26 protein-coding genes are annotated in these 24904 nt (G+C 74.7%); 11 read left to right on the plus strand and 15 right to left on the minus strand.

The genetic code is table 11. The features are described 5' to 3' along the window. Positions 1 to 254: 254 nt before the first annotated feature. The 4 genes from Q0840_RS12885 to Q0840_RS12900 form a co-directional block, all read right to left on the minus strand. A complete protein-coding gene (locus Q0840_RS12885; RefSeq protein WP_298459962.1) occupies positions 255 to 1556 on the minus strand; it encodes a multidrug effflux MFS transporter in 1302 nt (433 codons plus the stop codon). Between the two features lie 41 nt (positions 1557 to 1597). Beyond that, on the minus strand, positions 1598 to 2356 hold the full coding sequence (locus tag Q0840_RS12890; RefSeq protein WP_298459963.1) for a response regulator transcription factor: 759 nt from the start codon (positions 2354 to 2356) through the stop codon (positions 1598 to 1600). A gap of 96 nt (positions 2357 to 2452) precedes the next feature. Continuing rightward, positions 2453 to 2686, minus strand: a complete 234-nt coding sequence (locus Q0840_RS12895; RefSeq protein ID WP_298459964.1) for a hypothetical protein — start codon at positions 2684 to 2686, stop codon at positions 2453 to 2455. A 113-nt stretch (positions 2687 to 2799) separates the two neighbouring features. Next, the gene (locus tag Q0840_RS12900; protein WP_298459965.1) at positions 2800 to 3528 is read right to left on the minus strand and encodes a DUF72 domain-containing protein; all 729 of its coding nucleotides are present in this window, start codon (positions 3526 to 3528) and stop codon (positions 2800 to 2802) included. A 74-nt stretch (positions 3529 to 3602) separates the two neighbouring features. On the opposite strand from Q0840_RS12900, the gene Q0840_RS12905 reads away from it, so the two are divergent. The 3 genes from Q0840_RS12905 to Q0840_RS12915 all read left to right on the plus strand — a co-directional run bounded on the left by Q0840_RS12905 (position 3603) and on the right by Q0840_RS12915 (position 7376). Then, positions 3603 to 4034 (plus strand): HNH endonuclease, encoded by a 432-nt coding sequence (locus tag Q0840_RS12905; RefSeq protein ID WP_298459966.1) that lies wholly within the window; start codon positions 3603 to 3605, stop codon positions 4032 to 4034. 86 nt (positions 4035 to 4120) lie between these two features. After that, positions 4121 to 6172 (plus strand): S9 family peptidase, encoded by a 2052-nt coding sequence (locus Q0840_RS12910; RefSeq protein ID WP_298459967.1) that lies wholly within the window; start codon positions 4121 to 4123, stop codon positions 6170 to 6172. A gap of 91 nt (positions 6173 to 6263) precedes the next feature. Further along, the gene (locus Q0840_RS12915) at positions 6264 to 7376 is read left to right on the plus strand and encodes a Gfo/Idh/MocA family protein (protein WP_298459968.1); all 1113 of its coding nucleotides are present in this window, start codon (positions 6264 to 6266) and stop codon (positions 7374 to 7376) included. 170 nt (positions 7377 to 7546) lie between these two features. Here the strand turns inward: Q0840_RS12915 and Q0840_RS12920 are convergent, their stop codons facing one another. The 3 genes from Q0840_RS12920 to Q0840_RS12930 form a co-directional block, all read right to left on the minus strand. After that, the gene (locus Q0840_RS12920) at positions 7547 to 8191 is read right to left on the minus strand and encodes a hypothetical protein (RefSeq protein WP_298459970.1); all 645 of its coding nucleotides are present in this window, start codon (positions 8189 to 8191) and stop codon (positions 7547 to 7549) included. A gap of 101 nt (positions 8192 to 8292) precedes the next feature. Beyond that, positions 8293 to 9582 carry an ATP-binding protein gene (locus Q0840_RS12925; RefSeq protein ID WP_298459971.1) on the minus strand — a complete coding sequence of 430 codons (1290 nt, stop codon included), beginning with the start codon at positions 9580 to 9582 and terminating at the stop codon, positions 8293 to 8295. Continuing rightward, positions 9579 to 10259 (minus strand): response regulator transcription factor, encoded by a 681-nt coding sequence (locus tag Q0840_RS12930; protein WP_298459972.1) that lies wholly within the window; start codon positions 10257 to 10259, stop codon positions 9579 to 9581. The genes Q0840_RS12925 and Q0840_RS12930 overlap by 4 nt, the downstream gene beginning before the upstream one ends. 113 nt (positions 10260 to 10372) lie before the next feature. On the opposite strand from Q0840_RS12930, the gene Q0840_RS12935 reads away from it, so the two are divergent. The 6 genes from Q0840_RS12935 (at position 10373) to Q0840_RS12960 (ending at position 15410) form a co-directional block, all read left to right on the plus strand. Further along, positions 10373 to 11062, plus strand: a complete 690-nt coding sequence (locus Q0840_RS12935) for a hypothetical protein (RefSeq protein ID WP_298459973.1) — start codon at positions 10373 to 10375, stop codon at positions 11060 to 11062. Positions 11063 to 11171: 109 nt separating this feature from the next. Beyond that, complete coding sequence (locus Q0840_RS12940) at positions 11172 to 11414, plus strand: hypothetical protein (RefSeq protein ID WP_298459975.1); 243 nt, start codon at positions 11172 to 11174, stop codon at positions 11412 to 11414. A 209-nt stretch (positions 11415 to 11623) separates the two neighbouring features. After that, complete coding sequence (locus tag Q0840_RS12945; RefSeq protein ID WP_298459976.1) at positions 11624 to 12685, plus strand: putative F420-0 ABC transporter substrate-binding protein; 1062 nt, start codon at positions 11624 to 11626, stop codon at positions 12683 to 12685. 179 nt (positions 12686 to 12864) lie between these two features. Then, positions 12865 to 13866 (plus strand): putative F420-0 ABC transporter permease subunit, encoded by a 1002-nt coding sequence (locus Q0840_RS12950; protein WP_298459978.1) that lies wholly within the window; start codon positions 12865 to 12867, stop codon positions 13864 to 13866. Continuing rightward, positions 13863 to 14684, plus strand: coding sequence for an ABC transporter ATP-binding protein (locus Q0840_RS12955; RefSeq protein ID WP_298459980.1), 822 nt, complete (start codon positions 13863 to 13865; stop codon positions 14682 to 14684). The genes Q0840_RS12950 and Q0840_RS12955 overlap by 4 nt, the downstream gene beginning before the upstream one ends. A 36-nt stretch (positions 14685 to 14720) precedes the next feature. Then, the gene (locus Q0840_RS12960) at positions 14721 to 15410 is read left to right on the plus strand and encodes a nitroreductase family protein (protein ID WP_298459982.1); all 690 of its coding nucleotides are present in this window, start codon (positions 14721 to 14723) and stop codon (positions 15408 to 15410) included. Positions 15411 to 15431: 21 nt separating this feature from the next. Here Q0840_RS12960 and cofC read toward each other — a convergent pair whose 3' ends face one another. From cofC to Q0840_RS12995, 7 genes are all read right to left on the minus strand, one after another. Then, entirely contained in the window at positions 15432 to 16103 is a 672-nt protein-coding gene (cofC, locus tag Q0840_RS12965) for a 2-phospho-L-lactate guanylyltransferase (protein WP_298459984.1), read from the minus strand. A 32-nt stretch (positions 16104 to 16135) separates the two neighbouring features. Continuing rightward, a complete protein-coding gene (gene cofD / locus Q0840_RS12970; RefSeq protein WP_298459986.1) occupies positions 16136 to 17080 on the minus strand; it encodes a 2-phospho-L-lactate transferase in 945 nt (314 codons plus the stop codon). 264 nt (positions 17081 to 17344) lie between these two features. Then, a complete protein-coding gene (locus Q0840_RS12975; RefSeq protein ID WP_298459988.1) occupies positions 17345 to 17689 on the minus strand; it encodes an STAS domain-containing protein in 345 nt (114 codons plus the stop codon). A 99-nt stretch (positions 17690 to 17788) separates the two neighbouring features. Beyond that, on the minus strand, positions 17789 to 18913 hold the full coding sequence (locus Q0840_RS12980) for a LacI family DNA-binding transcriptional regulator (protein WP_298459990.1): 1125 nt from the start codon (positions 18911 to 18913) through the stop codon (positions 17789 to 17791). 28 nt (positions 18914 to 18941) lie between these two features. Then, complete coding sequence (locus Q0840_RS12985) at positions 18942 to 19868, minus strand: carbohydrate ABC transporter permease (RefSeq protein WP_298459992.1); 927 nt, start codon at positions 19866 to 19868, stop codon at positions 18942 to 18944. Beyond that, entirely contained in the window at positions 19865 to 20827 is a 963-nt protein-coding gene (locus Q0840_RS12990) for a carbohydrate ABC transporter permease (RefSeq protein ID WP_298459994.1), read from the minus strand. The genes Q0840_RS12985 and Q0840_RS12990 overlap by 4 nt, the downstream gene beginning before the upstream one ends. Before the next feature lie 4 nt (positions 20828 to 20831). After that, positions 20832 to 22220 (minus strand): ABC transporter substrate-binding protein, encoded by a 1389-nt coding sequence (locus Q0840_RS12995; RefSeq protein ID WP_298459995.1) that lies wholly within the window; start codon positions 22218 to 22220, stop codon positions 20832 to 20834. A 323-nt stretch (positions 22221 to 22543) separates the two neighbouring features. On the opposite strand from Q0840_RS12995, the gene Q0840_RS13000 reads away from it, so the two are divergent. After that, a complete protein-coding gene (locus Q0840_RS13000) occupies positions 22544 to 23473 on the plus strand; it encodes a Gfo/Idh/MocA family protein (protein ID WP_298459996.1) in 930 nt (309 codons plus the stop codon). Positions 23474 to 23516: 43 nt separating this feature from the next. Here the strand turns inward: Q0840_RS13000 and Q0840_RS13005 are convergent, their stop codons facing one another. Beyond that, entirely contained in the window at positions 23517 to 24095 is a 579-nt protein-coding gene (locus Q0840_RS13005) for a DNA-3-methyladenine glycosylase I (RefSeq protein ID WP_298460210.1), read from the minus strand. Between the two features lie 330 nt (positions 24096 to 24425). On the opposite strand from Q0840_RS13005, the gene Q0840_RS13010 reads away from it, so the two are divergent. Next, on the plus strand, positions 24426 to 24875 hold the full coding sequence (locus tag Q0840_RS13010) for a DUF6098 family protein (protein WP_298459998.1): 450 nt from the start codon (positions 24426 to 24428) through the stop codon (positions 24873 to 24875). Positions 24876 to 24904: the final 29 nt, after the last annotated feature.

Genomic DNA, 24904 nt, shown 5'->3' on the forward strand with positions numbered 1-24904 from the left:
CCGACACCCACGGCCAGGTACCAGTCACCGGCTTCCTCGGCGACTACCACGTCACCGCCGCCGGCGCCACCGGCAGCGTCACCCTCGGCACGGCCGGCACCACGACGGCCGAGGTGACCCTCGACTGATCGTCCGCGGGGCTGACGGCTGCGCCGGGGTGACGGCCCGCGGGCTGACGGCCGCGCCGGGTCCCGAGGAGCCGCCGTCGACCAACTGCATGAGGCGACGCCCGGACCGCCACCGCGGTCCGGGCGTCACGGCGTCCGGGCGACGGTGCTGAGAGCCGCCTGGCCGTCCGCGCGGTAGGCCGGCGTGCCGAGTGCCAGCACGAGGACCCCCGCCGCCGCGGCCGCGAGCATGACCCCCGCCATGGCGACGCCCGTGCCGCCGAGCAGGCCGACCAGGGGGCTCACCGCGCCACCGAGCGCGCCCTGCAGGCAGCCGATCACGGCGGCCGCGGTCCCCGAGCGCTCGGGGTGCCGTGACAGCGCCAGCGCCGAGGCGTTGGCGATGACGGACGCCAGCAGGGCGACCGTGAACCACAGCGGGACGATCAGCCCGACCACGCCCCCGGCGTGGGTGGCCGCCACGGCGAGCAGCACGGCGGTGCTCAGGACGGTCGCCGGCAGGCCGACGCGCAGCAGGCGCACGGGCCCCACCCGGCGGACGAGCGAGGCGTTGACCTGGGAGCCGACCACCATCGACGTCGCGCCCAGGCCGAACAGCAGCGCGAACTGCTGAGCCGTCAGGCCGTACTCGCCCTGCAGCACGAACGGCGAGCCGGTGACATAGCTCATGATCACCGCGAGCCCCAGGCCGGGCAGCAGCGCGAGGGACAGGAACTGGCGGTCGTGCAGCAGGTCTCGGTAGCCGCCGAGCGAGGCGGTGAACCCGTGCTGGATCCGCCGGTCCGGGGGGAGCGTCTCGGGCAGCGACCGCGCCACCGCCACGGCCAGCACCGCACCGAGCAGCGCCAGCGCCGTGAACACCGCCCGCCATCCCCACCGCTCGGCGACGAACGTGCCGGCCAGCGGGGCCAGGATCGGCGCGACGGCGATCGCGATCCACAGCTTCGACATCAGCCGGGCGGCCTCCGCACCGGAGTACCGGTCCCCGATGACCGCCATCGCGACCACCGACGCCGACGCGCCGACCACGCCCTGCAGGACGCGCAGCGCGACCAGCTGCCCGATCGACCCGGCGACGACGCACAGCAGCGCGACCACGACGTACGCGGACAACCCCAGCACCGCCGGGCGCCGACGACCGTGCCGATCCGACAGCGGACCCATGAACAGCTGGCTGAGCGCGCCGCCGATCAGGACGCAGCTGATCGTCAGCTGAGCGGCGGCCGACGTCGTGCCCAGGTCCCGGGCGACGTCCGGCAGTGACGGCAGGTACATGTCCGTGGTCGCCGCGGGCAGGAACGCCAACGCGCCCAGCAGGATCGCCAGCCGTGCGGAGCGCGGCACCGTGCCTGCCGTGCGGACGGCGGGAGTGGCGGCGGACGCGGAGGGCGCGGCTGCGGTGGGGACGGTGGGCTCGCTCGTCTGCACCCGCAGAGTGTCCCATCGAAACGATTCGGGCCATGACGCGGTCACGCGGTCGAGCTGGCCTCCGCAGCCTCGGCCGGCCGGAGCACGTAGCCCACGCCGCGCAGGGTGTGGATCATGGGCGCCCGTCCCACGTCGACCTTGCGGCGCAGGTAGGAGACGTACAGCTCGACGATGTTCGCCTGACCCCCGAAGTCGTACTGCCAGACCCGGTCGAGGATCTGCGCCTTGGACAGCACCCGCCGGGGGTTGCGCATGAAGAACCGCAGCAGCTCGAACTCGGTCGCGGTCAGCGTGATGCGGGACCCGCCACGGGTCACCTCGTGGCTGTCCTCGTCCATGGTGAGGTCCCCGACGACGAGCGCGCTGTCCTCGGCCACCGCCGTCGCGCCCGCGCGCCGCAGCAGACCGCGCAGCCGCGCCACGACCTCCTCGAGGCTGAAGGGCTTGGTCACGTAGTCGTCACCGCCCGCGGTCAGCCCCGCGACCCGGTCCTCGACGGCGTCCTTGGCCGTGAGGAACAGCACGGGCACGTGGGGGTACAGCGTGCGGATCCGACGCAGCACCTCCAGACCGGACAGGTCGGGCAGCATGACGTCCAGGACGATGACGTCCGGCGGGATGGAGCGCGCCGACCGGATCGCCGACTGACCGTTCACCGCGGTCTGCACCGACCATCCCTCGTAGCGCAGCACCGTCGACAGCAGATCACCGAGCGACGGCTCGTCGTCGACCACGAGGGCCCTGATCGGAGAGCCGTCCGGCCGGGTCAGGGGCTCGCGGGCGGCGGCGGGTGTGCTCATGCCGTGAGCATGGAGCCAGCGCCTCGGCGTCGACTGGGAGAAGTCTGTGAAGACACTGTGCGTGGTGGACGCCCGGGCAGGGTGGGCGCCGCCGCGTCACACCGCGAGGCAGCACTCCGGCCCCGGGGACGACGCGGGCAGCTGACGGCGGTGGCCGGCCGCCCACGACGTCACGGCCGCGGCGAGCGACGCCACGGTCGGCCGCGGCGCCGGGGCGGGGCGGCCCCCGTCGCCGGATGCACGCTCCCATGCGCTCCGGCGGTGGCCGCGCCGCCGCTCGAGGTCGGCGCGCTCGTGGCGGAAGGCGGTGAGGTAGAGGTCCGGGTCCATCGTCGTCTCCTCGGTGGTCGAGTGGGGATCGATCAGTGTCGATATCCGTGAGGATGCCAGTATGTATCGATGGCTGTCAATAGATGCACGGCGAGGCCGGCTCGTCCGGGTGGTCAGCGGGCCAGCAGGTGCGCCAGCGTCGATGCGTTCCGGACGGCGTGGGCGTCGCCGTCGTTGTTGAAGTAGGCGAACACCTCGTGACCGCTGCTCCCCCACTCGCGCAGCCGGTCGGCCCACCAGCGCAGGTCCTCGTCGGGGTAGGACCCGGCGTACAGGTGCTCGCGGTCCGGACCGTGCAGACGCACGTACACGAACGGGGCGGTCGCTCGCAGCCGGCACGGCAGGTGGGCCCCACTCATCACGCACAGCGCCGCCCCGTGTCGCTCCAGGATCCGCAGCACGTCGTCGTGGTCCCAGCTGGGATGGCGCAGCTCGACCGCGACGCGGATCCACCACGGAAGCCGCCCGAGGAAGAAGTCCAGCCGGGCGTCGTCCCGCACGAAGGTGGGAGGCAGCTGCACCAGGAGCACGGCCCGCCGATCCCCGAGCTCGTGCCACCCCGCCGCGATGCGGTCGACCCACACCTCCGGGGCGTACAGCCGCTTGGCGTGCGTCAGGCCACGGGGCGCCTTGACGGACAGCAGGAAACCCGGCGGCAGCACGCGTCGCCACCGCGCGAACGCGGCGTCCTTCGGCCAGCGGTAGAAGCTGGCGTTGAGCTCTGCGGTGGCGAAACGCTGCACGTAGTGACCGAGTCGGTCCCGCGGCGGCGCGCCATGGGGGTAGAGCTCGCCGTGCCAGTGGTCGTAGCTCCACCCCGAGGTGCCGATGTGGATGGTCACGCGACGACTGTCGCACCCGCCACCGACACCGCCGTCGACGAGCCGCCCCGCCGGGTGCGCCGCAGGATGAGGCCATGTCCCCGTCACGCCGCGCGGTGGAGAGGTCCGGTGTCGCTCCGTCGGCCGCCGCGTCGACGTCGCGCCCACGCGCGGACCGCTTGCGGGCCGCCGTCGAGAACCAGGACGGGCGCTGCTTCTGGTGCGGACGCCGGTTCTCGCCGCTGGTGCCGCCCACGACCGACCACGTCGTCCCTCGGGTCAAAGGCGGCCCGTCGTGGCGCGAGAACGAGGTCGCGGCGTGCCGTCGGTGCAACGGTGAACGCGGCCACCAGGGTCCGGTCGAGTGGCTCGAGGAGTGCCTCCGGCGCGGTTGGCCCGCCGACGTCGGGGCCCTGGCGGTCACGCTGGCACGGCTCGAGACGGCCATCGTCGAACGAGGGGGGCAGCGGCGCGCGCGGCCGTACCTGGACGGGCAACGACGCCGGCTGGAGCACCTGGGTCGCTGAGCGGGGTGATGTCGGTGCCCCTCTCCCGGGTGTCGACGAGGTGCAGGGCGGTCGAGCATGTCCCCGGTGCGCCGTAGGTTGATCCCGTGATCCCTGCTGACGTCGCGCTGCTGCGCACCCCTGGCGTTCCCACCCTCAGCCCGGACGGCACGACGGTCGTCATGTCCGTCACGTCGCCGGACCCGGAGACCGACGAGTACACCGGCCAGCTCTGGCGAGTCCCCGCGGACGGCTCAGCCCCGCCGACGCGACTGACCCGCGGGCACCGGGACACGTCTCCCACGTACTCCCCCGATGGCCGCTGGGTCGCCTTCCTGCGCGCGGAGGTCAAGGGCAAGCCGCAGCTGCACGTCGTCGAGGCCACCGGCGGCGAGCCCGTCCGGCTGACCGACGCGCCGCTGGGCGTGTCCGAGCCGCGCTTCTCCCCCGACGGCACCCGGGTCGCGTACCTCGCGCGGGTCCCGGCCGACGACCGTTACGTCGCCGGGGGCGACCCGGGCGCGGAGCCGCCCCGGCACATCACGACGTTCCGCTACCGCGGCGACGGTGTCGGCTTCGTCCGCGATCGTCCCCAGCAGCTGTTCCTGGTCGACGTGCCGCGGGACGCGCTCCCGGGCGACCTGCCCGAGCCCGTGGCGCTCACGGCCGGGGACACCGACGTCGGCGCGCACCGCTGGTTGCCGGACGGCGACCACCTCGTGGCAGTCACTGCCGTCCACGAGAGCCGCGAGGACGACCTGCTGCGCGACGCCGTCGTGGTCGACGCCCGTCCGGGAACGGACGGTCCGCGCACTCCGCGCCCCCTCACCGACGCCGGCGGCACGTCGACCCTCGCGGTCGACACCGTGCTCCCGTCCCACGACGGACGCACGCTGTGGATGCTCGCGTCCGACCAGGGCCCGACGGGACTCGAGTTCGTCGCATCCCAGACCGGCCTGTTCGTCCTTGACCTGCCGGCCGCGCTGGCGTCCGCCGACGACGCAGGGAGCACGCGGCCGCAGCGACGCACCGACGTCGACGCCGTCGACCTCCTGCCCGGCCTGCTGGCCGTGGCGGGTGACGAGGTGCTGGTCGCGGACCAGCGCCGCGGCGCCGTCGTCCTCGTCGCCCTCCCGTCCGACGTCGCCCCCGACGTCGACCCCGGGGACGCCCCGGCCGGGCGCGTCCTCGTCGACTCGCCAGCCGTGGTGCACGGCGTCGCCGCGTCGTCCGACGGGAGCCGCGTCGTCGTGGCAGCCGCCGGACCCGACTCGGCCGGCGACGTCCTGGCCGTGGACCCGGCCTCGGGGACGACGACCCGGCTCACCGACCTGTCAGCGGACCTGCGCGCCACCGGCCGGGTGCGACCGACTCGCGAGCTGACCGCGACGGCTCCCGACGGCTACCCCGTCCACGGCTGGGTGGCTCTGCCCGATGCCGAGCGGCACGGCGCGGGACCCCACCCCGTCATCCTCATGATCCACGGTGGCCCGTACGCCCAGTACACCCACGCCCTGTTCGACGAGGTCCAGGTCCTCGCGGAGGCCGGCTACGCCGTCGTCCTCGGCAACCCGCGCGGTTCGGCCGGCTACGGCCGGTCGCACGGCACCGCGATCCAGCGAGGCTTCGGCACGGTGGACACCGACGACGTGCTCGCCCTGCTCGATGCCGCCATCGCCGACCCCAGCCTGGCGCTCGACCCCGAGCGCACCGGCGTCATGGGCGGCTCCTACGGCGGCTACCTCACCGCCTGGCTCACCACCCGCACCCAGCGATTCCGGGCGGCCATCGTGGAGCGGGGATTCCTCGACCCCGTGAGCTTCGTCGGCTCGAGCGACATCGGCTGGTTCTTCGGGCTGCAGTACCTGGGCGACCATGACACGCCCGACGCAGCGCAGGCGCTCGCCGCGCAGTCGCCGATGGCGCACGTCGGCGAGGTGCGCACACCGACGCTCGTGATCCACTCCGAGAACGACTGGCGGTGCCCGGTGGAGCAGGGCCAGCGATGGTTCGTCGAGCTCAAGCGCCGGGGGGTCGACACCGAGCTCCTGCTCTTCCCGGGCGAGGGCCACGAGCTGACGCGGTCGGGGCGGCCGCGCCACCGCGTCCAGCGCTTCGAGCACGTGCTCCGGTGGTGGGCGACCCACCTGCCGGTCTGAGCGGCGGTCGGGCGGCGCCGCGTCCCCGGGGAGGCGTCGCCCGGCGGGCCGCGCCCGGCGTCGTGCCGGGCGCGGCCACTACCGTCCTGCCATGACACGTGCAGCGCTGACCCCGCCGATCCGCTGGGGCATCATCGGCGTGGGTGACGTCACCGAGGTCAAGAGCGGTCCCGGATTCCAGCAGGCCGACGGCTCGGAGCTGGTGGCGGTGATGAGGCGGGACGGCGCCCGGGCAGCCGACTACGCGCGCCGGCACGGGGTCCCCCGCTGGTACGACGACGCCGACGCCCTGCTCGCCGACCCCGACGTCGACGCCGTCTACGTCGCCACGCCGCCGGACGCGCACGCCGACTACGCGATCCGGGCGGCCGCCGCAGGCAAGCCCGTGTACGTCGAGAAGCCGATGGCTCGGACGGCGGCGGAGTGCGAAGCCATGGTCGCTGCGTGCGAGCGCGCCGGTGTCCCGCTCTTCGTCGCCTACTACCGGCGGGCCATGCCGCGTTTCACCGCCGTGGCACGCCTGCTGGCCGACGGCGCCATCGGCACCCCGCGGGCGGTCACCGTGCGTCAGCTCCAGCCGGCGCCGTCCTTCACCGACGGCGTGGTCCCGTGGCGGCTGCGGCCCGAGGTGTCCGGCGGCGGGCTGTTCGTCGATCTCGGGTCGCACACACTGGACCTGCTCGACCACCTGCTCGGCCCGGTCACGAGCTGCTCGGGCGTGGCGTCCCGCTCCGAGGCGGCGGGCCGCTCCAGCGGGGCGGCCGGCGCTGATGCGACGGCCGACCGGGCACCGCACTCCGGCGCGGCGGACGGACCCGCGAAGGACGGCGCTGCGGCGAACACCCCGGAGGACCTGGTCGCGGCCACCTTCACCTTCGCCTCCGGTGTGCACGGGACCGGCCTGTGGCTGTTCGACGCCGCCGAGTCCGTGGACACGGTCCACCTCGTGGGGACGGCCGGGTCGCTGGAGTTCTCCGTCTTCGGGCAGGAGCCGCTGCGCCTGACCACCACGGCCGGCACGCGGGAGATCGACGCGCCCTACCCGGCCACGGTGCAGCTCCCACTGATCCAGACCGTGGTCGACGCGCTCACCGGACGGGGCGAGTGCCCGAGCACCGGCGCCAGCGCCCTGCGGACGACCCGGGTGGTCGACACGCTCCTGGCCCAGCTCCGCACCGGCGTGCCGCGGCGGGACGTCGACTGACGACCCCCAGCCGGTGACCGCAGGCTGACCGGGACCCGGGGTGGGTGCACCGCACGACGGCGGACGCCACCACGCATGGGCCTGCGTGGTGGCGTCCAGTCGTGGTGGCGTCCAGTCGTGGGTGCCCGGTCGCGGTGGCGCCGACCTGCGGGATGCCGGGGTGTCCAGGCTCAGTGGTCGTCGTTGACGTCGTCCGACCCGCGCCCGCGGCGGTCGCCGTCGTCGTCGCCGCCCCGTCCGCTGTCGTCGCCACCCCGCCCGTTGTCGTCGTCGTCGCTGTCGTCACCGTGGTGACCTGCCTCGCCCTCGCCGCCGTGGCGTCCCGAACCGCTGTCGCCGCTGTGGCGGCCGATCCGGTCGTCCCCCGCGCCGTCGTCCGACACCCCCGCCGGACGGTCACCACCGTTGTCGTCGGACCCGCGGTCGTCCGACACCCCCGCCGGACGGTCACCACCGTCGTCGCCGAACCCGCGGTCGTCGGACACGCCGGCCGGACGGTCACCGCCGTGGTCGTCGGGAGTCGCGCTCGGGCTGGGCACGGCGGTGGGGTCGGTGACCCCCGGGCTCACCGACGGGCCCACCGACGGGCTCGCCGACGGGGTCGGGGCCGGGTCGGCGTCACCGGTCCCCGGCGTCCCGGACGGCGACGGGGTGGGGCGCGGTGCGTCCACGGCGGGCACTGCCGCCGACGGCACCGAGACGCTCGTGCTGGCGACGCCGGGGGCGGTCGCGGCCACCGCCGCGGCGCCGGCACCGGCTCCCGCCAGCAGGGCTCCGGCGACCAGGGCGAGGGTGGAACGGCGGGTCGTGCTCATGGTGATCGTCTCCTCAGGTGCGGTGCGACGCGGCCTCCGCGTCGACCACCACCGTCGCCGCCGCCCCGTGAGGGCGGCGCCAAGCGACCGTCAAGACTCCCTTAAGCCGTCGGGAGCATCAGCGTGACCCGCGCGCCCCCGGTCGCCGACCGGCCGACGGTCAGGCGACCGCCGGCGTCCTCGGCGGCCCGCCGCGCGACGTCCAGGCCGAGCCCGGTCGAGCCGCCGCCGCTGCGTCCGCGCTCGGCCAGCTCCTCGGCGAACCCGACACCGTCGTCCTCGACGACGACCTCGACGACGGGCGGGCCGGCCGGTCCCCCGGCCCGTGCGCCGACGTGCACGGTGATCGCGAACCCCGTCCCCGACGGGGTGTGGCTGAACACGTTGTCGACGAGCACGTCGAGCGCCGCACCGACCACGGCGTCGGCCAGCGGCACGTGGACGGGCACCTCGGGCACCCGCGTCCGCAGCGGCCGCTCCTGGGCGGCGGCCAGCACGGACCAGAACCGCGCACGGTCCCGCACGACACCGGCGACGTCGGACGTCGCCGGGCCGGCTCCCTCGGGGTGACGCGCCGTGCGCACGATGTCGTCGACCGCGCGCACGAGCTCGTCGACGTGGTCCCCCAGGCGAGCGCGGGTCCCGGGGTCCTCGACCAGGTCGACGTCGAGCCGCAGGGCGGTGATGGGGGTCCGCAACCGGTGCGAGAGGTCCGCCACCAGCTCCCGTTCGGCCGCGAGCAGCCCTGCGACCCGCGCGCCGAGGCCGTTGAGCACGCGTCCCACCGTGGCGACCTCCGGCGGCCCGGACGGCTGGACCCGCGCGTCGAGGTCACCGGCGCCGAGCCGACCGGCGACCTCCGACAGCTCCAGCACCGAGCGCGACAACCGGGTCGCCAGTCGCCGGCCCGCGAGCGCGGTCCCCCCGAGCAGGACCGCACCGACCGCGGCCAGCACCAGCCACGCCCGTGCGACGCCGCGGTCGAGCTCGGCGTCGGGCACCAGCGTGCGGACGACCGCGACACCGGACGAGCCCGCGACGGGCAGCACCACCTCGGTGCCGCCGTCGGTCCGGGCCGCGGCCGCCGTGCCCAGCCCGCCCAGCTGCACCGCGGGCGACCGCGGCGCGTCCGGCCCGATGACGCTGCCGTCAGAGGCGAACACCGTGGTCCGCCGGGGACTGTCGTTCACGGCGAGCAGCTCGGCCTCGAGACGCACCCGGTCCTCGGGCGCCCCGCTCGCGAAGACCGCGACCCGTTGGGCGTCCGCCCGGGCCCCGTCCAACGCCCGGTCGTGGGCCAGCGTGCGGGCGAGCAGGCCGAGCGGGACGAGGAACGCGACCAGCACGACGGATGTCATCGCCAGCCCGTACCGGACCAGGATGCGCCTCATGCCGGTGGCGTGAGCTTGATCCCCACGCCGCGCACCCGGTGCAGGTACCGCGGGGCCTCCGCCGACTCGCCGAGCTTGCGGCGCAGCCAGTGCAGGTGGACGTCGACCGTCCGGTCGGCGCCCCCGTACGGCTGGTTCCACACCTGGGTGAGCAGCTCCCGCTTGGGCACCACCTCACCGGCCCGCGCGGCGAGGTGCGCGAGCAGGTCGAACTCCTTGGGGCTCAGGTCGAGCGCTGCCCCGTCCAGCTCGACGGTGCGGGCGCGGGTGTCGATGGTGAGCCCGCCGACCACGAGGGGCCCGGTCGGTCGGCCCGGGTCGGCGCGCCGGAGGACGGCTCGGATCCGTGCCTCCAGCTGGTCGGCGGCGAACGGCTTGACCAGGTAGTCGTCCGCTCCTGCGTCGAGCAGGGCGACGATGCCCGCGCCGTCGTCGCGTGCACTGACCACGATCACCGGGACGTCGCTCACGGCCCGGATCATCGCGAGCAGGGCGCCTCCGTCGAGGTCCGGCAGACCGAGGTCGAGCAGCACCACGTCCGGCCGGTGCGCGACGAGGCTCTGCAGCCCGTCGAGCGCCGACGGCGCCGTCATGGTCGAGTGCCCGCGCGCCGACAGCGTCCGCACGAGGGCCGTGCGGATCATCGCGTCGTCCTCGACGACCAGGACATCGGCCACGGGGCAGACGCTAGGGCATCCCTCCCGCCGTGCGGGGCACGTCCCCCGGACGGGTGCGAACCTTGCCATCGCCTTAACGGTGCGCTGACACCCCGGTGCGGGACCATGGCCGCGTGACCTCCTCCGCGCCCGACGACGCGTCGCACCCGGCCCGGGCTGCCGGGCGCCGTCGTGCGCCGTGGCACGTGGCCGCGTGGCTGCTGGCGACCGCCGCGGCCAGTGGCGTCGCCTGGTCGGCGGTCGCCCTCATCGGTGCGGCGCCCGGGCAGGAGGCGGGTGTGGTCCTGTCCCAGGCGCAGGCCGCCGAGCGGCTCGCCGACCAGCGTGCCGCAGCAGGCGACGCAGCCGTCGCTCCGGGCGGGCCGCCGGCGGTCGCACCCGCAGCCCCGGGACCGGTGCCGACACCCGGGCCGACCGACGCCGGCGCCCCGCCGGGCCCCACGGACGCGTCGCCCTCTGCCGGGGGGACGGTGCCGGCGGAGGACGCACCGGTCGTGCGGGTCTGGGACGTCACCGGTGGCCAGCTCCGCGCGGTGTGCGCCGACACCCGGGTCGGGCTCGTCGACGCGATCCCGCTCGATGGCTGGACCGTCCGGGTCGACGAGGCCGGACCCACCGAGCTCGAGGTGCGGTTCAGCCGCGCCGGTACGCAGTCCCGCGTGCGGGCGGAGTGCGTGGGCGGCGTGCCCGAGGTGACCCGCGAGGACGAGCCCGCCGACGACGACGCCACCGGCACGGGCGGCACCGACGACGACGGCAGTGGTCGACGCGGTGGCGGCAGCGACGACGGCGACGACGACTGAGCGCCGCGGGCGGCCGAGGGTGGTCGGGCGCGAGGGCACGGTCGTACCGTCGACGGTGACGCGCACCGCGCGCCGCTGTCCGCAGATTCCGACGACGGAGGGGCATTCCATGGCGATCGACGGCGAGACCGGCGCCCTGACCGGGACGACCGACAAGGACTACAACATCATCTGGTTCGTGGAGCAGTGCCTGAGCAACGTGCTGCGGCTGCAGACCTACATCCAGGACGCCCAGCGTGAGGGCGACACGGAGCTCGCGGAGTTCTTCACCCGGGCCCAGGCGGAGAGCCGCAAGGGCGCCGAGCGGGGCAAGGCTCTGCTGGCCGCGCGGCTCGGCGGCTCGGGCTCCTGACGGCGGGCACCGCCCGGGGCACGAAGGGGTGCCGCACCCTCTGCGGTGCGGCACCCTCGCCCGCCCGGTGAGCCGGTGCGGTCGAACGTGCGGTAGAAAAGGACATCGGGATCCCGGGGTCGGCTTTGGCCCCGTGTGCTTGCTCCGACTTGGGCAGCTGGTCCGACGCACCACGGTGCGATGACACCCACCTGACCCTCGGAGCCCCCATGCCGCCCATCCCGCCGAACCCGCACGCCCGTCGTCGGCTCCCGCTCGCCCTAGCGCTGGGCGCCCTGCTGCTCGGCGGTGGGTGCAGCGCGGTCGACCCGGCCACGTCCACCGACCCGGGCACGGCCGGCGGGGAAGCGGCCGGTTCCGACCCGGGCGCGGCCGCCGCGACCACCGAGGTGTACCCGGTGACCGTCGACAACTGCGGGTTCGAGGTCACCGTGGAGTCACCGCCCGAGCGCATCGTCACGATCAAGTCCAGCACCACGGAGATGCTGCTCGCCCTCGGCCTCGGCGACCGGATCGTGGGGGCGTCGTTCCTGGACGGCCCCCCGCCGGACGACCTGGCCGACGCCGCCGCCGACCTGCCGGTCATCTCCGACCGTGCGCCGGGGCCCGAGGCCGTCCTGACGCTCGAGCCCGACCTCGTCTACGCGGGGTGGGAGAGCAGCTTCTCGACCGAGAGCGCGGGCGAGCGTGACGCGCTGGCCGATCTCGGTGTCGACTCCTACGTGTCGCCGTCGGCCTGCAAGACGCCCGGCTACCAGCCGGACCCGCTCACGTTCGACGACGTCTTCGCCGAGATCGAGGAGGCCGGGCGTCTGCTCGGCGCCCCCCAGGCCGCGGCCGAGCTCGTCGACCAGCAGCGCGCACGGCTGGCCGAGGTCACCCCCGACCCACGCGGCCTGACCGCGCTGTGGTACTCCTCCGGTGCCGACGTCCCGTACGTCGGGGCGGGGATCGGCGCACCGCAGATGATCATGGACGCGGTCGGCCTGGAGAACATCGCGGGCGACGTCCACGACACCTGGACCGCGTTCGGGTTCGAGCAGGTCGTCGAGGACGATCCCGACGTCATCGTCCTGGTCGACGCCGCGTGGAACACCGCCGAGAGCAAGATCGCGCTGCTCGAGGCGAACCCCGCGACCGCTCGGCTCACCGCCGTCCGTGAGGGTCGCTACCTGGTCGTCCCGTTCGCGGCGACCGAGGCGGGCGTGCGCAACGTCGACGCCGTGCACGACCTCGCGGACCAGCTGGCCGCGCTGGACGTCACGCCATGACCCAGACCACCGAACCACGCCGTGGAGGGACGCGTCCGGGCCCCGCCCCGGCGCGCGCCCCGGCCGCGGACCGGGCTGCGGACCGGACCGAGACCCGCGACGTAGCGCACCCGGCCGGCGGCCAGCCGGACGCCCCCGTCGCGGGTGCCCCCGGCCGCCCCGACGGTCGTCGCCGCCCGGTGTCCGCACCCGCGCTGCTCGTCGGCGCGGCGCTGCTGCTGGTCGCCTCGGTCGTCCTGGCCATCACGGTCGGCCCGGCGCAGATCAGCGCGGTCGAGGTGTGGCGGTCCGTCGCCTCGCACGCCGGCCTGGGCACCACCCCGCTGACCGAGCTGCGGGACGCGATCGTGTTCGACATGCGCCTGCCCCGGGTGCTGACCGCCGGTGCGGTCGGGGCGGGCCTGGCCCTGGCCGGTGCGGTCATGCAGAGCCTGACCCGCAACCCGCTCGCCGACCCCTACCTGCTGGGGCTGTCTTCGGGTGCGTCGCTCGGCGCGGTCGGGGTGCTCGTCCTGGGGGTCGGCGTGGCCCTGCCGGCCGCCGCATTCCTCGGCGCGACCGGTGCGCTCGTCGCGACGCTGACGCTGGCCGGCTCCCTCGGCGCCCTCACGCCCACGCGGACGGTGCTCGCCGGGCTGGCGGTCGCGCAGCTGTGCGCGGCGGCGACGTCGTTCGTCATCTTCTGGTCGTCGACCGGCGACTCCTACCGGGAGATCCTCAGCTGGCTCATGGGCTCCCTCGGCGGGGCGACGTGGACCAGCGTGCTCATCGCCGGCGCCGCCCTGCTCGTGGTCGGCACGATGCTCGCCTCCGCCGGCGGCACGCTGGACGCGTTCGCGTTCGGTGACACCTCCGCAGCCGCGCTCGGCGTCGACGTGCGCCGGACCCGGTGGGTCATGCTCACCGGGGTCGCCCTGCTCACCGGCGGCATGGTCGCCGTCAGCGGGTCGATCGGGTTCATCGGCCTCGTCCTGCCGCACGCCACCCGGCTGCTGGTCGGTGCCCGGCACCGGCTGCTGCTGCCGCTGTCCGCGCTGGCCGGCGCGACCTTCCTCATCTGGGCCGACACCCTGGCCCGGTCGGTGTTCGCCCCCCGCGAGCTCCCGGTCGGCGTCCTGACGGCGTTCATCGGGGCGCCGGTGTTCGCCTGGATCCTGCGACGTCGGCGGGCTGCGTCGTGACCCTCGAGGTGCGCGGCGGAGCGTGGCGGGTGGACGGCACCGTCGTCCTGGACGACGTCGACCTCACCGTGCCCGTCGGCACCGTCACCGGACTGCTCGGGCCGAACGGCTCGGGCAAGTCCACCCTGCTGCGGCTCGTCGCCGGCGTCGGCGGCTCGCTGCCGGGGCGGGCGTCCGGTGCCGGCACCGTCCGCTGGCGCGGGGTCGACCTGCTCGCGCTGCGGCCCCGGGACCGGGCCCGCCGGGTCGCGCTGGTCGAGCAGGACGCCCGCACCGAGGTGGACCTGTCCGTGCGTGACGCGGTGGCGCTGGGACGGACGCCGCACCGCTCGCGGTGGGCCGTGGACTCGGCCGCCGACGTCGCCGCCGTCGACGCGGCCCTGGCCGCGGTGGAGCTGACCGCGCTGGCGGACCGGCGGTTCGGCACGCTGTCCGGCGGGGAGCGGCAGCGCGTCCACCTGGCCCGCGCGCTCGCGCAGGAGGCCGACCTGCTGCTGCTCGACGAGCCGACCAACCACCTGGACATCCAGGCCCAGCTGACGGCGCTGCGGCTGGTGCAGGGCTCCGCCGGCGCCGGCTCGACGGCGGTCGTCGCCCTGCACGACCTGAACCTCGCCGCCGCGCACTGCGACCACGTCGTCCTGCTCTCCCGGGGGCGGGTCGTCGCGGCCGGCCCGGTCGCGGACGTCCTGGTGCCGGAGGTCATCGACCCGGTCTACGGCGTCACCACCACGGTGCTGCGCCACCCGGTGACCGACCGGCCGGTCCTGGCGTTCGCCGCCACGAGCCCGTCCGCCCTGCCGTCCGTCCCGGCCTGACCGGTGGAGCTGGCCGAGGTCGTGCACCGTCGTCGGATGGTGCGCCGCTACTCCCCCGACCCGGTCGACCCGGCCGTCGTCGACCGCCTGCTCCGGTACGCGCAGCGGGCCCCCAGCGCCGGGTTCAGCCAGGGCTGGGCGTTCCTCGTGCTGGACACCCCGGCCGACGTCGCCCGGTTCTGGACGGCGACGACGCCGCCCGAGCGGGCCGCCGCACCCGGCCGGTGGCTGCGGGGCATGACGACGGCGCCCGTGGTGGTCGTGCCGATGTCCAGCGAGGCGGCGTACCGCCGCCGGTACGCCGAACGCGACAAGGCAGCCGCGGGCGAGCGGGGCGGCGTACCCGGGGCCGCCGAGGGTCGCGCCGACCTGCCGTGGTCGGTGCCGTACTGGCACGTCGACGCCGGCATGGCGTCGCTGCTCGTGCTGCTCGGGGCCGTGGACGAGGGTCTCGGCGCGTGCTTCTTCGGCATCCCGGCGGACCGCGTCGCGCACCTGCGCCGGGAGTTCGCGGTCCCGGCGGACCTGGCCCCGGTGGGAGCCCTCACCATCGGCCACCGGCACCCCACGGAGACGGCCGGCGGTTCGGCGACCCGCCGCCCACGACGCCCCGCGGACGAGGTGGTCCACCGGGGCGGCTGGCACCCGGTGGAGCGGAGCGGGGCGCTCCAGCCGGACCACGGCGAGCAGCACGGTGAGCAGGAGGGCGAGCAGCACGGCGGCTGACGCCCCCGCGCGCCCATCGCATCACGGCGCGGCGGGCGTCCCCGGGTGCAGGTCGGCCATCGCCGGCACCTGGGCGGCCAGCCGCGCACGCACGCCGGCGGGCAGCGCGTGCCAGTCGCCGACCGTGTCGAGGTCGACCGACGTACCCGGACGGCGGACCACGCTCACCGGCAGTCCCCGGTGGACCGCCTCCTGCCGGTGCGCCGCACCACTGCCCGGACCGAACCGGAACGTGAACCCGGCGCCGGCCGGGTCCAGCACGAGCGCGTTGGTCCCGGTCCCGGCCCGGTCCGGCGCCAGGGTCACGCCGCCGCCGGCGGCCAGCAGGGCGGCGACGTCGTCCCTGGTGAGCGCCGCCAGGTCCGCGTGGATCACCAGGAGGCGCGCCGCCGCCGCACCGCGCAGGGCACGGGCACGTCCCGCGTCGACGGCCGCGTCCAGGCCCGCCGCGCGGGTCGGCTGCCCGACCACCTCCAGCACCCGCCCGGGACCGTGGACCCCGGACAGCGCGGTCCGCGCGAAGTCGGTGTCCGCGGTGACGACCAGCACCCGGTCGACGTCGTCGGCCGCGACCAGCGTCGCCACCACGTGCCGGGCGAGGGCGACGACCAGCGCTGCGCGGTCGGGTCCGGCCAGAGCGCCGGCCAGCCGTGACTTGCCGGACGTGCCGTCCCGGAGCGGGACTACCGCCACGGTCGGGACGCCCGACCGGCCTACCGGTCCGGTCACCGGGTGGTGTCGGCGGCGGCGAGCACCTCGGCGGCCAGCCGACGCCGGTCCTCGACCTCCCGCATGACCGTCGAGGTCACCAGGACCTGCATCCCGAGGTCCTCGACCGCGCCCGCCAGCGCCCGGTCGGCCCCGTCGAGGACGAAGACGTCGACCAGGCCGACGTACAGCCGCGCGACCCCGAGCGCGGAGACCTCGTGCCCGAGGCTCGCGAGCATCTGCGCCGCCGGGCCCTTGAGCGCCTGACCGCCGACGATCGGGCTCACCCCGATGCGGCGTGCCGACGTGCCCGCGAGCGCCTGCCGGACACCGGCCACCGCGAGCACCGGGCCGATGCTCACGAAGGGGTTCGAGGGCGCCAGGACGACGACGTCCGCCTCGGTGAGCGCCGCCAGGACGCCCGGCGCGGGGGCGGCGTCCTCGATCCCGTCCAGCTCGATACCCACCACCTCGTCGCGGTGCCGGCGGCCGACGAAGTACTCCTGGAAGTCGAACCGGCCGGACGCCGTGTCGACCATCGTCGCGACCCGGTCGTCGGTCATGGGCAGCAGGCGGGCCCGGACCCCGAGTGCGGAGGCGAGGCCGGCCGTCACGTGGGAGAGCGGGACCCCGGCGCGCCGCCGCGCGGACCGCACGACGTGGGTCGCCAGGTCCCGGTCCCCCAGGGTGAACCAGGTTCGCTCCCCCAGGGCGGCCATCGCCTCCAGGGTCGTGTAGGTCTCGTCGACCACGCCCCAGCCGGCCACCGGGTCGGCGATCCCGGCCAGGGTGTACATGACCGTGTCCAGGTCGGGGCTGATCGACAGGCCGTAGATCTCGGCGTCGTCGGCGGTGTTGACCACGACGGTGAGGTCGTCCACCAGGGCGTCCAGACCCTGGACGAGCTTGGCTCCCCCGACGCCGCCGGCGAGCGCCGTCACGGAGCGCCGACGGATGACCACGTCACCCAGCATATCGGCCGCTCTCCTCCCCCCACGCCCGGCCGCACCGGCCCCCACGTGTCGCGGGTGAGCTCCCGACGTGTCCGCGTCGTCGCGTCCCACGCTGCGGGGGCGGGGCTCGCACGGGGCGACGGCGCGGCGCCACGTCGGGACCGGCTGCTCCCCGCGATCCTCCCTCCAGCACCTGGCCGTCACCTGAGCGGACCTCGGGGGCCCCACCGGGTGCCGATGCGCGACCGGCCGACGTGCAGGCCGGCTGACGGGTCAGTCGAGCCGCGGGTAGTGCTCGATGCCGGACAGCCGCAGCGTCCGGTCCACCGCGTCGGACGACCGCAGGGCCACCACGCCCGGGCCACCCGCCGCGGACTGCAGCAGCATGAGCATCCGGACACCCTCCGCGCAGAAGAACGTCACCTCGCGGCAGTCGACCTCGACCGGCTCCCCGACGGCCCGGACGGCCCCCAGGACCCGGGCGAACTGCGCACGCAGCGCGGTGTCGACCTCGCCGGAGAACCGCACCAGCAGGTGGCCCCGGCGGGCCTCGAGGGTGACGTCGCCGGGCCTGGTCCCGGTCGGGGGAAGAGCCCGGTACGGCAGGGTCTGGCTCATGGTGGCGTCCTGACGGTCACAGCGGCGGTGGCTCCCACGCGCGGCGCGCCCGGTGATCGCTGGCCGGGACGTCGTCGGCGACGGATCCACTGTGGCAGGTCACACCCCTGTTTGACCAGCGTGTGCACCCATATGACTGACAGCGTTGACCGACCGCCGTCCGCCGGCGACGGCGCGGGCGCCCGGCGGCGCCGCGGTGGACCCGCGGTGATGGGTCCGGGCGGTCAGCGCCACGGTCTGCGGCGGTTCGGCCGGCGCCTCGATCCGTCCCAGGAGCCGCTCGAGCGCGATCTCACCGAGCCGGACGCCGTCCTGCTCGACGGCGGTGACCGCGGGCGTGACCAGACTCATCCACGGCGCGTCGTCGAAGGTCACCAGGCTGAGCTCGTCCGGGATCCGCAGCCGCAGGTCCGTCGCGGCCCGCCACACCCCCTCGGCCAGCCAGGCGGCGGTGGTCAGGACGGCGGTGGGCGCGCCGGGACCACGCAGCAGCTCCAGCGCCCGGTCCCGAGCGGCTGCGACCCCGGGCCCGCACCGCACGACGAGGGAGTCGTCCACCGGGACCCCGGCTGTGGCGCACGCCTGCCGGAAACCCGCCTCCCGGTCCTGGTCGGCGCTCCAGCCGGCCAGGTCGACCAGCAGCGCGATCCGCCGGTGCCCGAGGCCGAGGAGGTGCTCGGCCGCCTCGCCCGCCGCAGCGGCACCGGCGACCACGACGACGTCGCAGGAGCCCCCGCCGAAGTGCCGGTCCACCTCCACCACCGGCACCCGTTGGCGCGCCAGGAACGTGGTCACCTGCGCCGAGACCGGGGTGAGGATGACCCCGGCGACCCGCAGGGCGACGAACCTGCGCGCCGTCTCCACCTCGTCGACGGCACTGCCGCTGCCGTCGCCCAGCACCATGGCCAGGCCGCGCCGACGGGCGCCCGTGCTGATGCCCGCGGCGACGTCGGCGTAGAACGGTGTGCGCAGGTCCGACACCAGCACCCCGACGGAGCGCGAGACCCGCTCCTTCAGGTGCCGCGCCATGTCGTCGGGCACGTACCCGAGGGTCTCGGCAGCCGCCTGGACTCGCTCCCGGATGCCGAGCCCGACGTACCCGCGGCCGTTCAGCGCACGCGACGCCGTGGACCTGGAGACCCCGGCCGCGTCCGCGACGTCCTTGATGGTCGCCCGACGCAGCGGTCGCTCCGGCCGCCGGACCGGTTGGGCCGCGTCCGCCATGTCGCCCCCGTGGACCCGGCGGACCGGGTCAGCCCTTCGACCCGGTGGTCGCGATGCCCTCGACGAAGTGCCGCTGGCCGAGGAAGAACAGGATGATCATCGGCACCGTGGTGATCACGCTCGCGGTCACGATGATCTCCCAGTGCCACTCACCGCCGAACCCGTAGCGGTCGACGAGCGACTTCAGGCCACGCGGGATGGTGAAGTTGCTCGAGTCGCGCAGGTAGATCAGCGGCCGCATCAGGTCGGTCCAGGCCGCCTGGAACTCGAACAGCAGCGTCACGATGATCGCCGGCTTGGTCAGCGGCAGCGCGATCCGGGAGAACAGCTGCCAGTTGTTGGCACCGTCGATCTTGGCCGCGTCGAACAGCTCACGCGGCAGCCCCAGGAAGAACTGACGGAGCAGGAAGATGTAGAAGGCGCTGCCGAAGAGGTTCCCGGCCCACAGCGGGTACAGGGTGTCGGTGAGCCCGACCGCGTTCCAGATGAGGAACGTCGGGATCATCGTGACGGCTCCGGGCAGCATCATCGTGGCCAGCACGAGCCCGAACAGGGCGTTGCGCCCGGGGAACCGGAAGTAGGAGAACCCCCACGCGACGAGCGCGCTGGACAGGGTCACCGTCGTGGCGGCCAGCACCGTGACCAGGACGGTGTTGCCCAGCCACAGCAGCATGGGTGCTTCCTGCCACACCTGCACGTAGTTCTGGAGCGTGAAGGTCTCGGGGATGATCTGGTTGTCGAACACCTCCCCGCGCGGCTTGAACGAGGCCGAGACGAGCCACACGAACGGGTAGATGAACACGACGGAGCAGGCCAGCAGCGCCGCCACGACGAGCACCCGACCCGGGGTGATGCGCCGTCGCCGCCCGCCGCCGAGGCCGCCCACGCCGGCGACGGCCGCCGACCGGCCGACGTTCTGGCGCCGGACGGAGGTGCTCTCGATGCTCGCGGTCACCGCTGGTCCCCCTCGTAGTAGACGAACCGCTTGGAGACCTTCAGCTGGACCAGCGTGATCGCCAGGATGATGACGAAGAGCACCCAGGCCAGCGCGGACGCGTACCCCATGTGGAGGAACTCGAACGCCTCGCGGAACAGGTAGATCGAGTAGAACTCCGCGGCCTCGTTGCTGTAGGTGGAGTTCCCGGCCCCGAAGTACGCCGTGTACGCCTCGGTGAAGGACTGCAGCGCGTCGATCGAGTTGATGATGAAGACGAAGAACAGCGCACCGGAGATCATCGGGACGGTGATCCGCGTCGTCTTCTGCCAGGGGTTGGCGCCGTCCACCCGGGCCGCGTCGTACAGCTCGGTGGGCACGTTGCGCAGAGCGGCGAGCAGGATGATGACCGACGACCCGACCGCCCACAGGCTCATGAGGATGAGCCCCGGCTTGACCCAGGCCGAGTCCGTCGTCCAGTTCGGCCCGTCGATGCCGAACCAGCCCAGCACCTCGTTGATGAGCCCGTCCTGGCCGTTGAACAGCAGCAGCAGCAGCACCCCGACGGCGACCGGCGGGGTCATGCGGGGCAGGAAGAAGACCGTCCGGAAGAATCCGGAGGAGCGGCCCGCCTGGTTGAGCAGCAGCGCGAGCGCGAGCGACACGATGACCTGCAGCGGCACCTGGATCACCGCGTAGAAGAACGTGTTCCCGATCGCGCGGCGCGCGTCGTCGTCGGCGGCCAGGCGCTGGTAGTTCTCCAGCCCGACGAAGTTCGGCGCGTTGAACACGTCGTAGTCCGTGAGCGACAGGTAGCCGCTGTACAGCACCGGCCACAGGGTCAGCACCAGGAAGCCGACGATCCACGGACTGATGAACAGCAGGGCGGCGCGCGTCTCGCGGCGACGGTTCACGCGCTGCGCCTGCCGCGGTCGGGTCGCCCCGACCGCGGCGGGCGTGCGCTGCGTCGTGGCGGTCACGACATCATCCCTGCTCGTCCCACTGCGCCCACGCCTCGTCGAGGGCCTCCTGCGCCTCCTCCTGGCCCTGGTCGAGCGACTCCTGCGGCTCGGCCTGACCGTTGAGCACCCGGTTCACCGCGTCCTGCCACGCCGACTTGAACTCGGCGTCGGCCGGGTTCGCGGGCAGCGAGAAGGAGTTGTCGTTCGCCTCGTAGGCGGCGTCGATGGCCGAGGCCCACGGCTCGGGGACGTCGTCGCCGATCATCTCGCGGATCTGCGCGTCGGCCTCGGTGTTGGCGGTGGGCTGCAGGCCGGTGAACGGCTGCCCCTCCTCGGCGCGGACGTCCGCGCGGGCCTGCGCAGCGGCCAGCCACGAGTCGGCCTCGGTCATGATCTTCATGTAGCGGCAGGCCGCCTCGGGGTTGGCGCTGTCCGCCGGGATGGCCCACGACGAGCCGGAGCCGTAGGCGATCGCGTCACCCTCACGGCTGTGGACCGTGTCGAACATCATCGGGGCATCCGGCGAGGCGTCCTGCAGGACGTTGACGTACCAGGTCTCCATGGGCATCGCCCCGAGCACGTCGGTGGCGAACTGGTTGCCCTCGCCGAAGAAGTCGGCCGAGTCACGGTAGGCCTTGACGGCACCGAACCCGCCCTGCAGGTCGTAGATGTTCACGGCCCACTCGAGCGCCTCGACGACCGCCGGGTCGTTGAGCTGAGCGGTCCGGCCGTCCTCGGAGAGCAGGTCCGCGCCGTTGGCCTTGGCCCACAGGGGCAGGAACTCGGGCAGCTTGCTGTCGAACCCGATGACGCTGAGCCCCGCGCCGTCGTCGACCATCATGGTCTCGGTGGCCGCGGTGACGGCGTCCCAGTCGGACCCGTTGACGTCCTCGATGGACAGGCCGGCCGCGGACAGCAGCTCGGAGTTCGCCATCGTGATCGCCAGCCCGTTGAACTCCGGGATCGCGTAGATGTGGTCGTCGAAGGTGACCTGCTGCAGTGCGCTGTCGAGGTACTGGGAGGTGTCGATGCCCTCCCCCTCGATGCAGTCGTCGAGCGGGATGATCGCGCCACGGGAGGCGAAGGTGCCGATCTGGTCGCGGTTGGCGTACACCAGCTCGGGCGGGTCGCCGGCGGCGACCGAGGAGAGGAACTGCTGGATGTCCAGGTCGCCCTCGATGAGCTCGACGTCGACGTCCGGCATGGCGTCCTCGACGCGGTCGAGCCGGGCGGTGGCGACCTCGTCGCCGGCGCCGAAGCCCATGACCGACAGGCCACCGCTGACGTCGGCGCCCGAGTCGAACTCGACGTCCGCGCCGCCTTCGGGTCCTGACGTGCCGGTCGCGCACGCCGTGAGCGCGAGCCCGGCCACGACCGTGAGGGCGGCCCAGCGCCCAGATGTCCGATTCATCGGTTGTCTCCAGCCTCTGTGAGAGCCCCGGTCCCGGCGCCCGGGGGGCGGTCGAGCCCGGCCCGACCGACGGGACGTCGGCGGGGATCGACCGGGCCCAGCAGCCCGCCGGAGTGCCCCGACCCGTTCGTCGAGGTGGCCGCGCGGACCGCTGAGAACGTAACCACTTCTCCTCGGCACGGGCAACACGGCGCGCATCACGGGCACCGGCACGGCACCGCCCGATGACGCCCGCCGTCGTCGGCGCCGTCATCCGCCCGCGGTCGGCGCATCATGGGTCCCGTCTCGGGCCGGTCGTGCGGCTCGTCCAGGAAGGAGCGAGCATGCGTGTCGGCGTCGTCGGGCTGGGGTCCATCGCGCGCAAGGCGTACCTGCCGGTCCTGGCCACGACCCCCGGGATCACCCCCGTCCTGGTCACGCGCAACGCCCGCACGCTCGCCGAGGTGGGCGACGCCGTACGGGCGTCGGACCGGTTCACCACGGTCGACGACGCGGTGGCGGCCGGGCTGGACGCCGCCCTGGTGCACACGCCGTCGTCGACCCATCCCGAGGTCGCCGGCACGCTGCTGCGGGCCGGCGTGCCGGTGCTCGTCGACAAGCCGCTCGCCACCGACGCCGCCGCCGCGCATGCGCTGGTCGAGGTCGCCGAGACGGCGGGCGTCTCGTTGATGGTCGGGTTCAACCGCCGCTACGCCCCCGCGGTCGCCGAGGTCGCCCGCTGGGCCGACCGCGACCTGGTGGTCCTGCACAAGCACCGCTCGCACCCGCTCGGGGCCGCCCGCGACATGGTGTTCGACGACTTCATCCACGTGGTCGACACCGTGCGGTTCCTCGTCCCGTCCACGCTGGAGGACCTGCTCATCTCGACCCGCACGTCCGACGACGGCGGGTGCCGCCGGCTGGCCGTGCAGTTCAGCGGGGACGGCAGGCTCGCGGTGGGCCTGATGAGCTGGACGGCGGGCATGTCCCACGAGCTGCTGGACGTCGTCGGGGACGGCAGGCGCCGCCAGGTCACGGACCTCGGTGACGTCGTCGACCTCGCCGACGGCGAGCGCCTCGTCCGCCGCGACCCGTGGGCCCCGGCCACCCGGCTGCGCGGGTTCGACGCGATGTGCGCCGAGTTCCTCGGTGCCGTGCGCGACGGTCGCCGCCTGGACGCACGCGACGCGCTGGTCACCCATGACGTCTGCGAGCGGGTGGTCGCCGCCGCGCAGGGCGAGGGCACCAGCCGGTCGGTGACAGCCCGTCGGTGACGCCGGTCGGCGGGCAGCCTCGTCGGGTCGACAGCCCGGTCGGTCAGTCCCACACCCCGGACGTGCCGCGCCGGTGACTGCCCACGAGGTGCGTGTCCACGATGCCGACGGCCTCCATCAGCGCGAACATCGTGGTCGGCCCGACGAACACGAAGCCCCGTCGCCGCAGCTCCCGGGCGAGCGCCACGGACTCCGGCGACCGGGTGGGCACCTCGGCCGCGGTCCGCGGCGCGGGAGTCGCTGCCGGCCGGAACGACCACAGCAGGTCCGCGAGGCCGACGTCCCCGCGCAGCGCCACCGTCGCCCGGGCGTTGGTGATGGTCGCCCGGATCTTGGCCCCGTTGCGCACGATGCGGGCGTCGGCGAGGAGCCGGGCGACGTCGTCGTCGGTGTAGCCGGCGACCCGGTCCGGGTCGAACCCGTCGAAGACCTCGCGGAACGCGGCGCGCTTGCGCAGGATCGTCGCCCACGACAGGCCCGACTGGAACGCCTCCAGGCTCAGCCGCTCGAACAGCCCCCGCTCGTCGCGCACCGGCAGGCCCCACTCGGTGTCGTAGTACTCGCGCAGCAGCGGGTGCACCGCGGCCCAGGCCGGCCGCGCGAGACCGTCGTCGCCCACCACGAGACCGCTCGGCCCGCTGGTCGCGCCGGCGCCGCCCGGCCCGGGCGCGGGGGTCGCGGCAGGGCCGCTCGGGGTAGGGCCCGTCACGGCACGGCTGGTCACCGCGGGGGTGGTCACCGCGGGGGTGGTCACGGCGGGGGTGGTCACCGCAGCGGCCGGGCTCGGCACGGCGTCGTCGGGGGCGGGCACGAGCCCACGGTAGTGACCGGGCGCCGGCGTCTCCGCCCCGACCGGCAGCAGGTGGCCGGGCGACCGGCGGCGCCGGGCCGCGCGGATGCCGCGGGACGGCGCGCGGTGCAGGCTGGAGTCGGACCGACCTCGGAGGTCTCTGTGACGCTGCCGACCATCTCGACGCTGGACGGGCTCGTCGAGCTGCTCAGGTCGGGCGACGCCGACCTCTACGTCCGGTGGTCGCTCGGCCCGGACACCGACCTCGACGGCGGCGACGCGGCCACCAGCCGGGACGCGCTGACCGGTATCGAGCTGCCCGGGGTCTCGGCCAACTCGCTACGGGTCGAGCCGTGGTGGGGACCCCGGCCGCTCGACCTCTGGGTCGCGCGACGGCTCTACGACTACCGGCACCTGCGTGACCTGCGCGGGCCGGGCGTGCGGGCCTGGATCCTGCGCGGCCGCGAGTGCAGCCGCGGTCCGGACAACGAGCCGCTCGTGCGGGACGTCCGACCGGTCGCGTGGGTCGACGACGCGGTGCTGGCCGAGTGCGAGCGTCTGGTGGCCGAGCAGCGCTCCCCCGAGTGGGGACCGCTCGACCGCCGGCACTGACAGCGGCGGCGAGCGGACCCGGTCCGCCG

Origin of the sequence: uncultured Cellulomonas sp. (assembly GCF_947494015.1) — a bacterium.
Taxonomy (GTDB): Bacteria; Actinomycetota; Actinomycetes; order Actinomycetales; family Cellulomonadaceae; genus Pengzhenrongella.

What these genes read in the sequence shown, in the direction of transcription:
- Q0840_RS12925 (WP_298459971.1), bottom strand. Translation starts at nt 9,582, where the DNA reads ATGAGGCGCATCCTGGTCCGGTACGGGCTGGCGATGACATCCGTCGTG.
- Q0840_RS12920 (WP_298459970.1), bottom strand. Translation starts at nt 8,191, where the DNA reads ATGAGCACGACCCGCCGTTCCACCCTCGCCCTGGTCGCCGGAGCCCTG.
- Q0840_RS12995 (WP_298459995.1), bottom strand. Translation starts at nt 22,220, where the DNA reads ATGAATCGGACATCTGGGCGCTGGGCCGCCCTCACGGTCGTGGCCGGG.
- Q0840_RS12980 (WP_298459990.1), bottom strand. Translation starts at nt 18,913, where the DNA reads ATGGCGGACGCGGCCCAACCGGTCCGGCGGCCGGAGCGACCGCTGCGT.
- Q0840_RS12960 (WP_298459982.1), top strand. Translation starts at nt 14,721, where the DNA reads ATGGTGCGCCGCTACTCCCCCGACCCGGTCGACCCGGCCGTCGTCGAC.
- Q0840_RS12975 (WP_298459988.1), bottom strand. Translation starts at nt 17,689, where the DNA reads ATGAGCCAGACCCTGCCGTACCGGGCTCTTCCCCCGACCGGGACCAGG.
- Q0840_RS12915 (WP_298459968.1), top strand. Translation starts at nt 6,264, where the DNA reads ATGACACGTGCAGCGCTGACCCCGCCGATCCGCTGGGGCATCATCGGC.
- Q0840_RS12905 (WP_298459966.1), top strand. Translation starts at nt 3,603, where the DNA reads ATGTCCCCGTCACGCCGCGCGGTGGAGAGGTCCGGTGTCGCTCCGTCG.
- Q0840_RS12895 (WP_298459964.1), bottom strand. Translation starts at nt 2,686, where the DNA reads ATGGACCCGGACCTCTACCTCACCGCCTTCCGCCACGAGCGCGCCGAC.
- Q0840_RS13000 (WP_298459996.1), top strand. Translation starts at nt 22,544, where the DNA reads ATGCGTGTCGGCGTCGTCGGGCTGGGGTCCATCGCGCGCAAGGCGTAC.
- Q0840_RS12945 (WP_298459976.1), top strand. Translation starts at nt 11,624, where the DNA reads ATGCCGCCCATCCCGCCGAACCCGCACGCCCGTCGTCGGCTCCCGCTC.
- Q0840_RS12940 (WP_298459975.1), top strand. Translation starts at nt 11,172, where the DNA reads ATGGCGATCGACGGCGAGACCGGCGCCCTGACCGGGACGACCGACAAG.
- Q0840_RS12890 (WP_298459963.1), bottom strand. Translation starts at nt 2,356, where the DNA reads ATGAGCACACCCGCCGCCGCCCGCGAGCCCCTGACCCGGCCGGACGGC.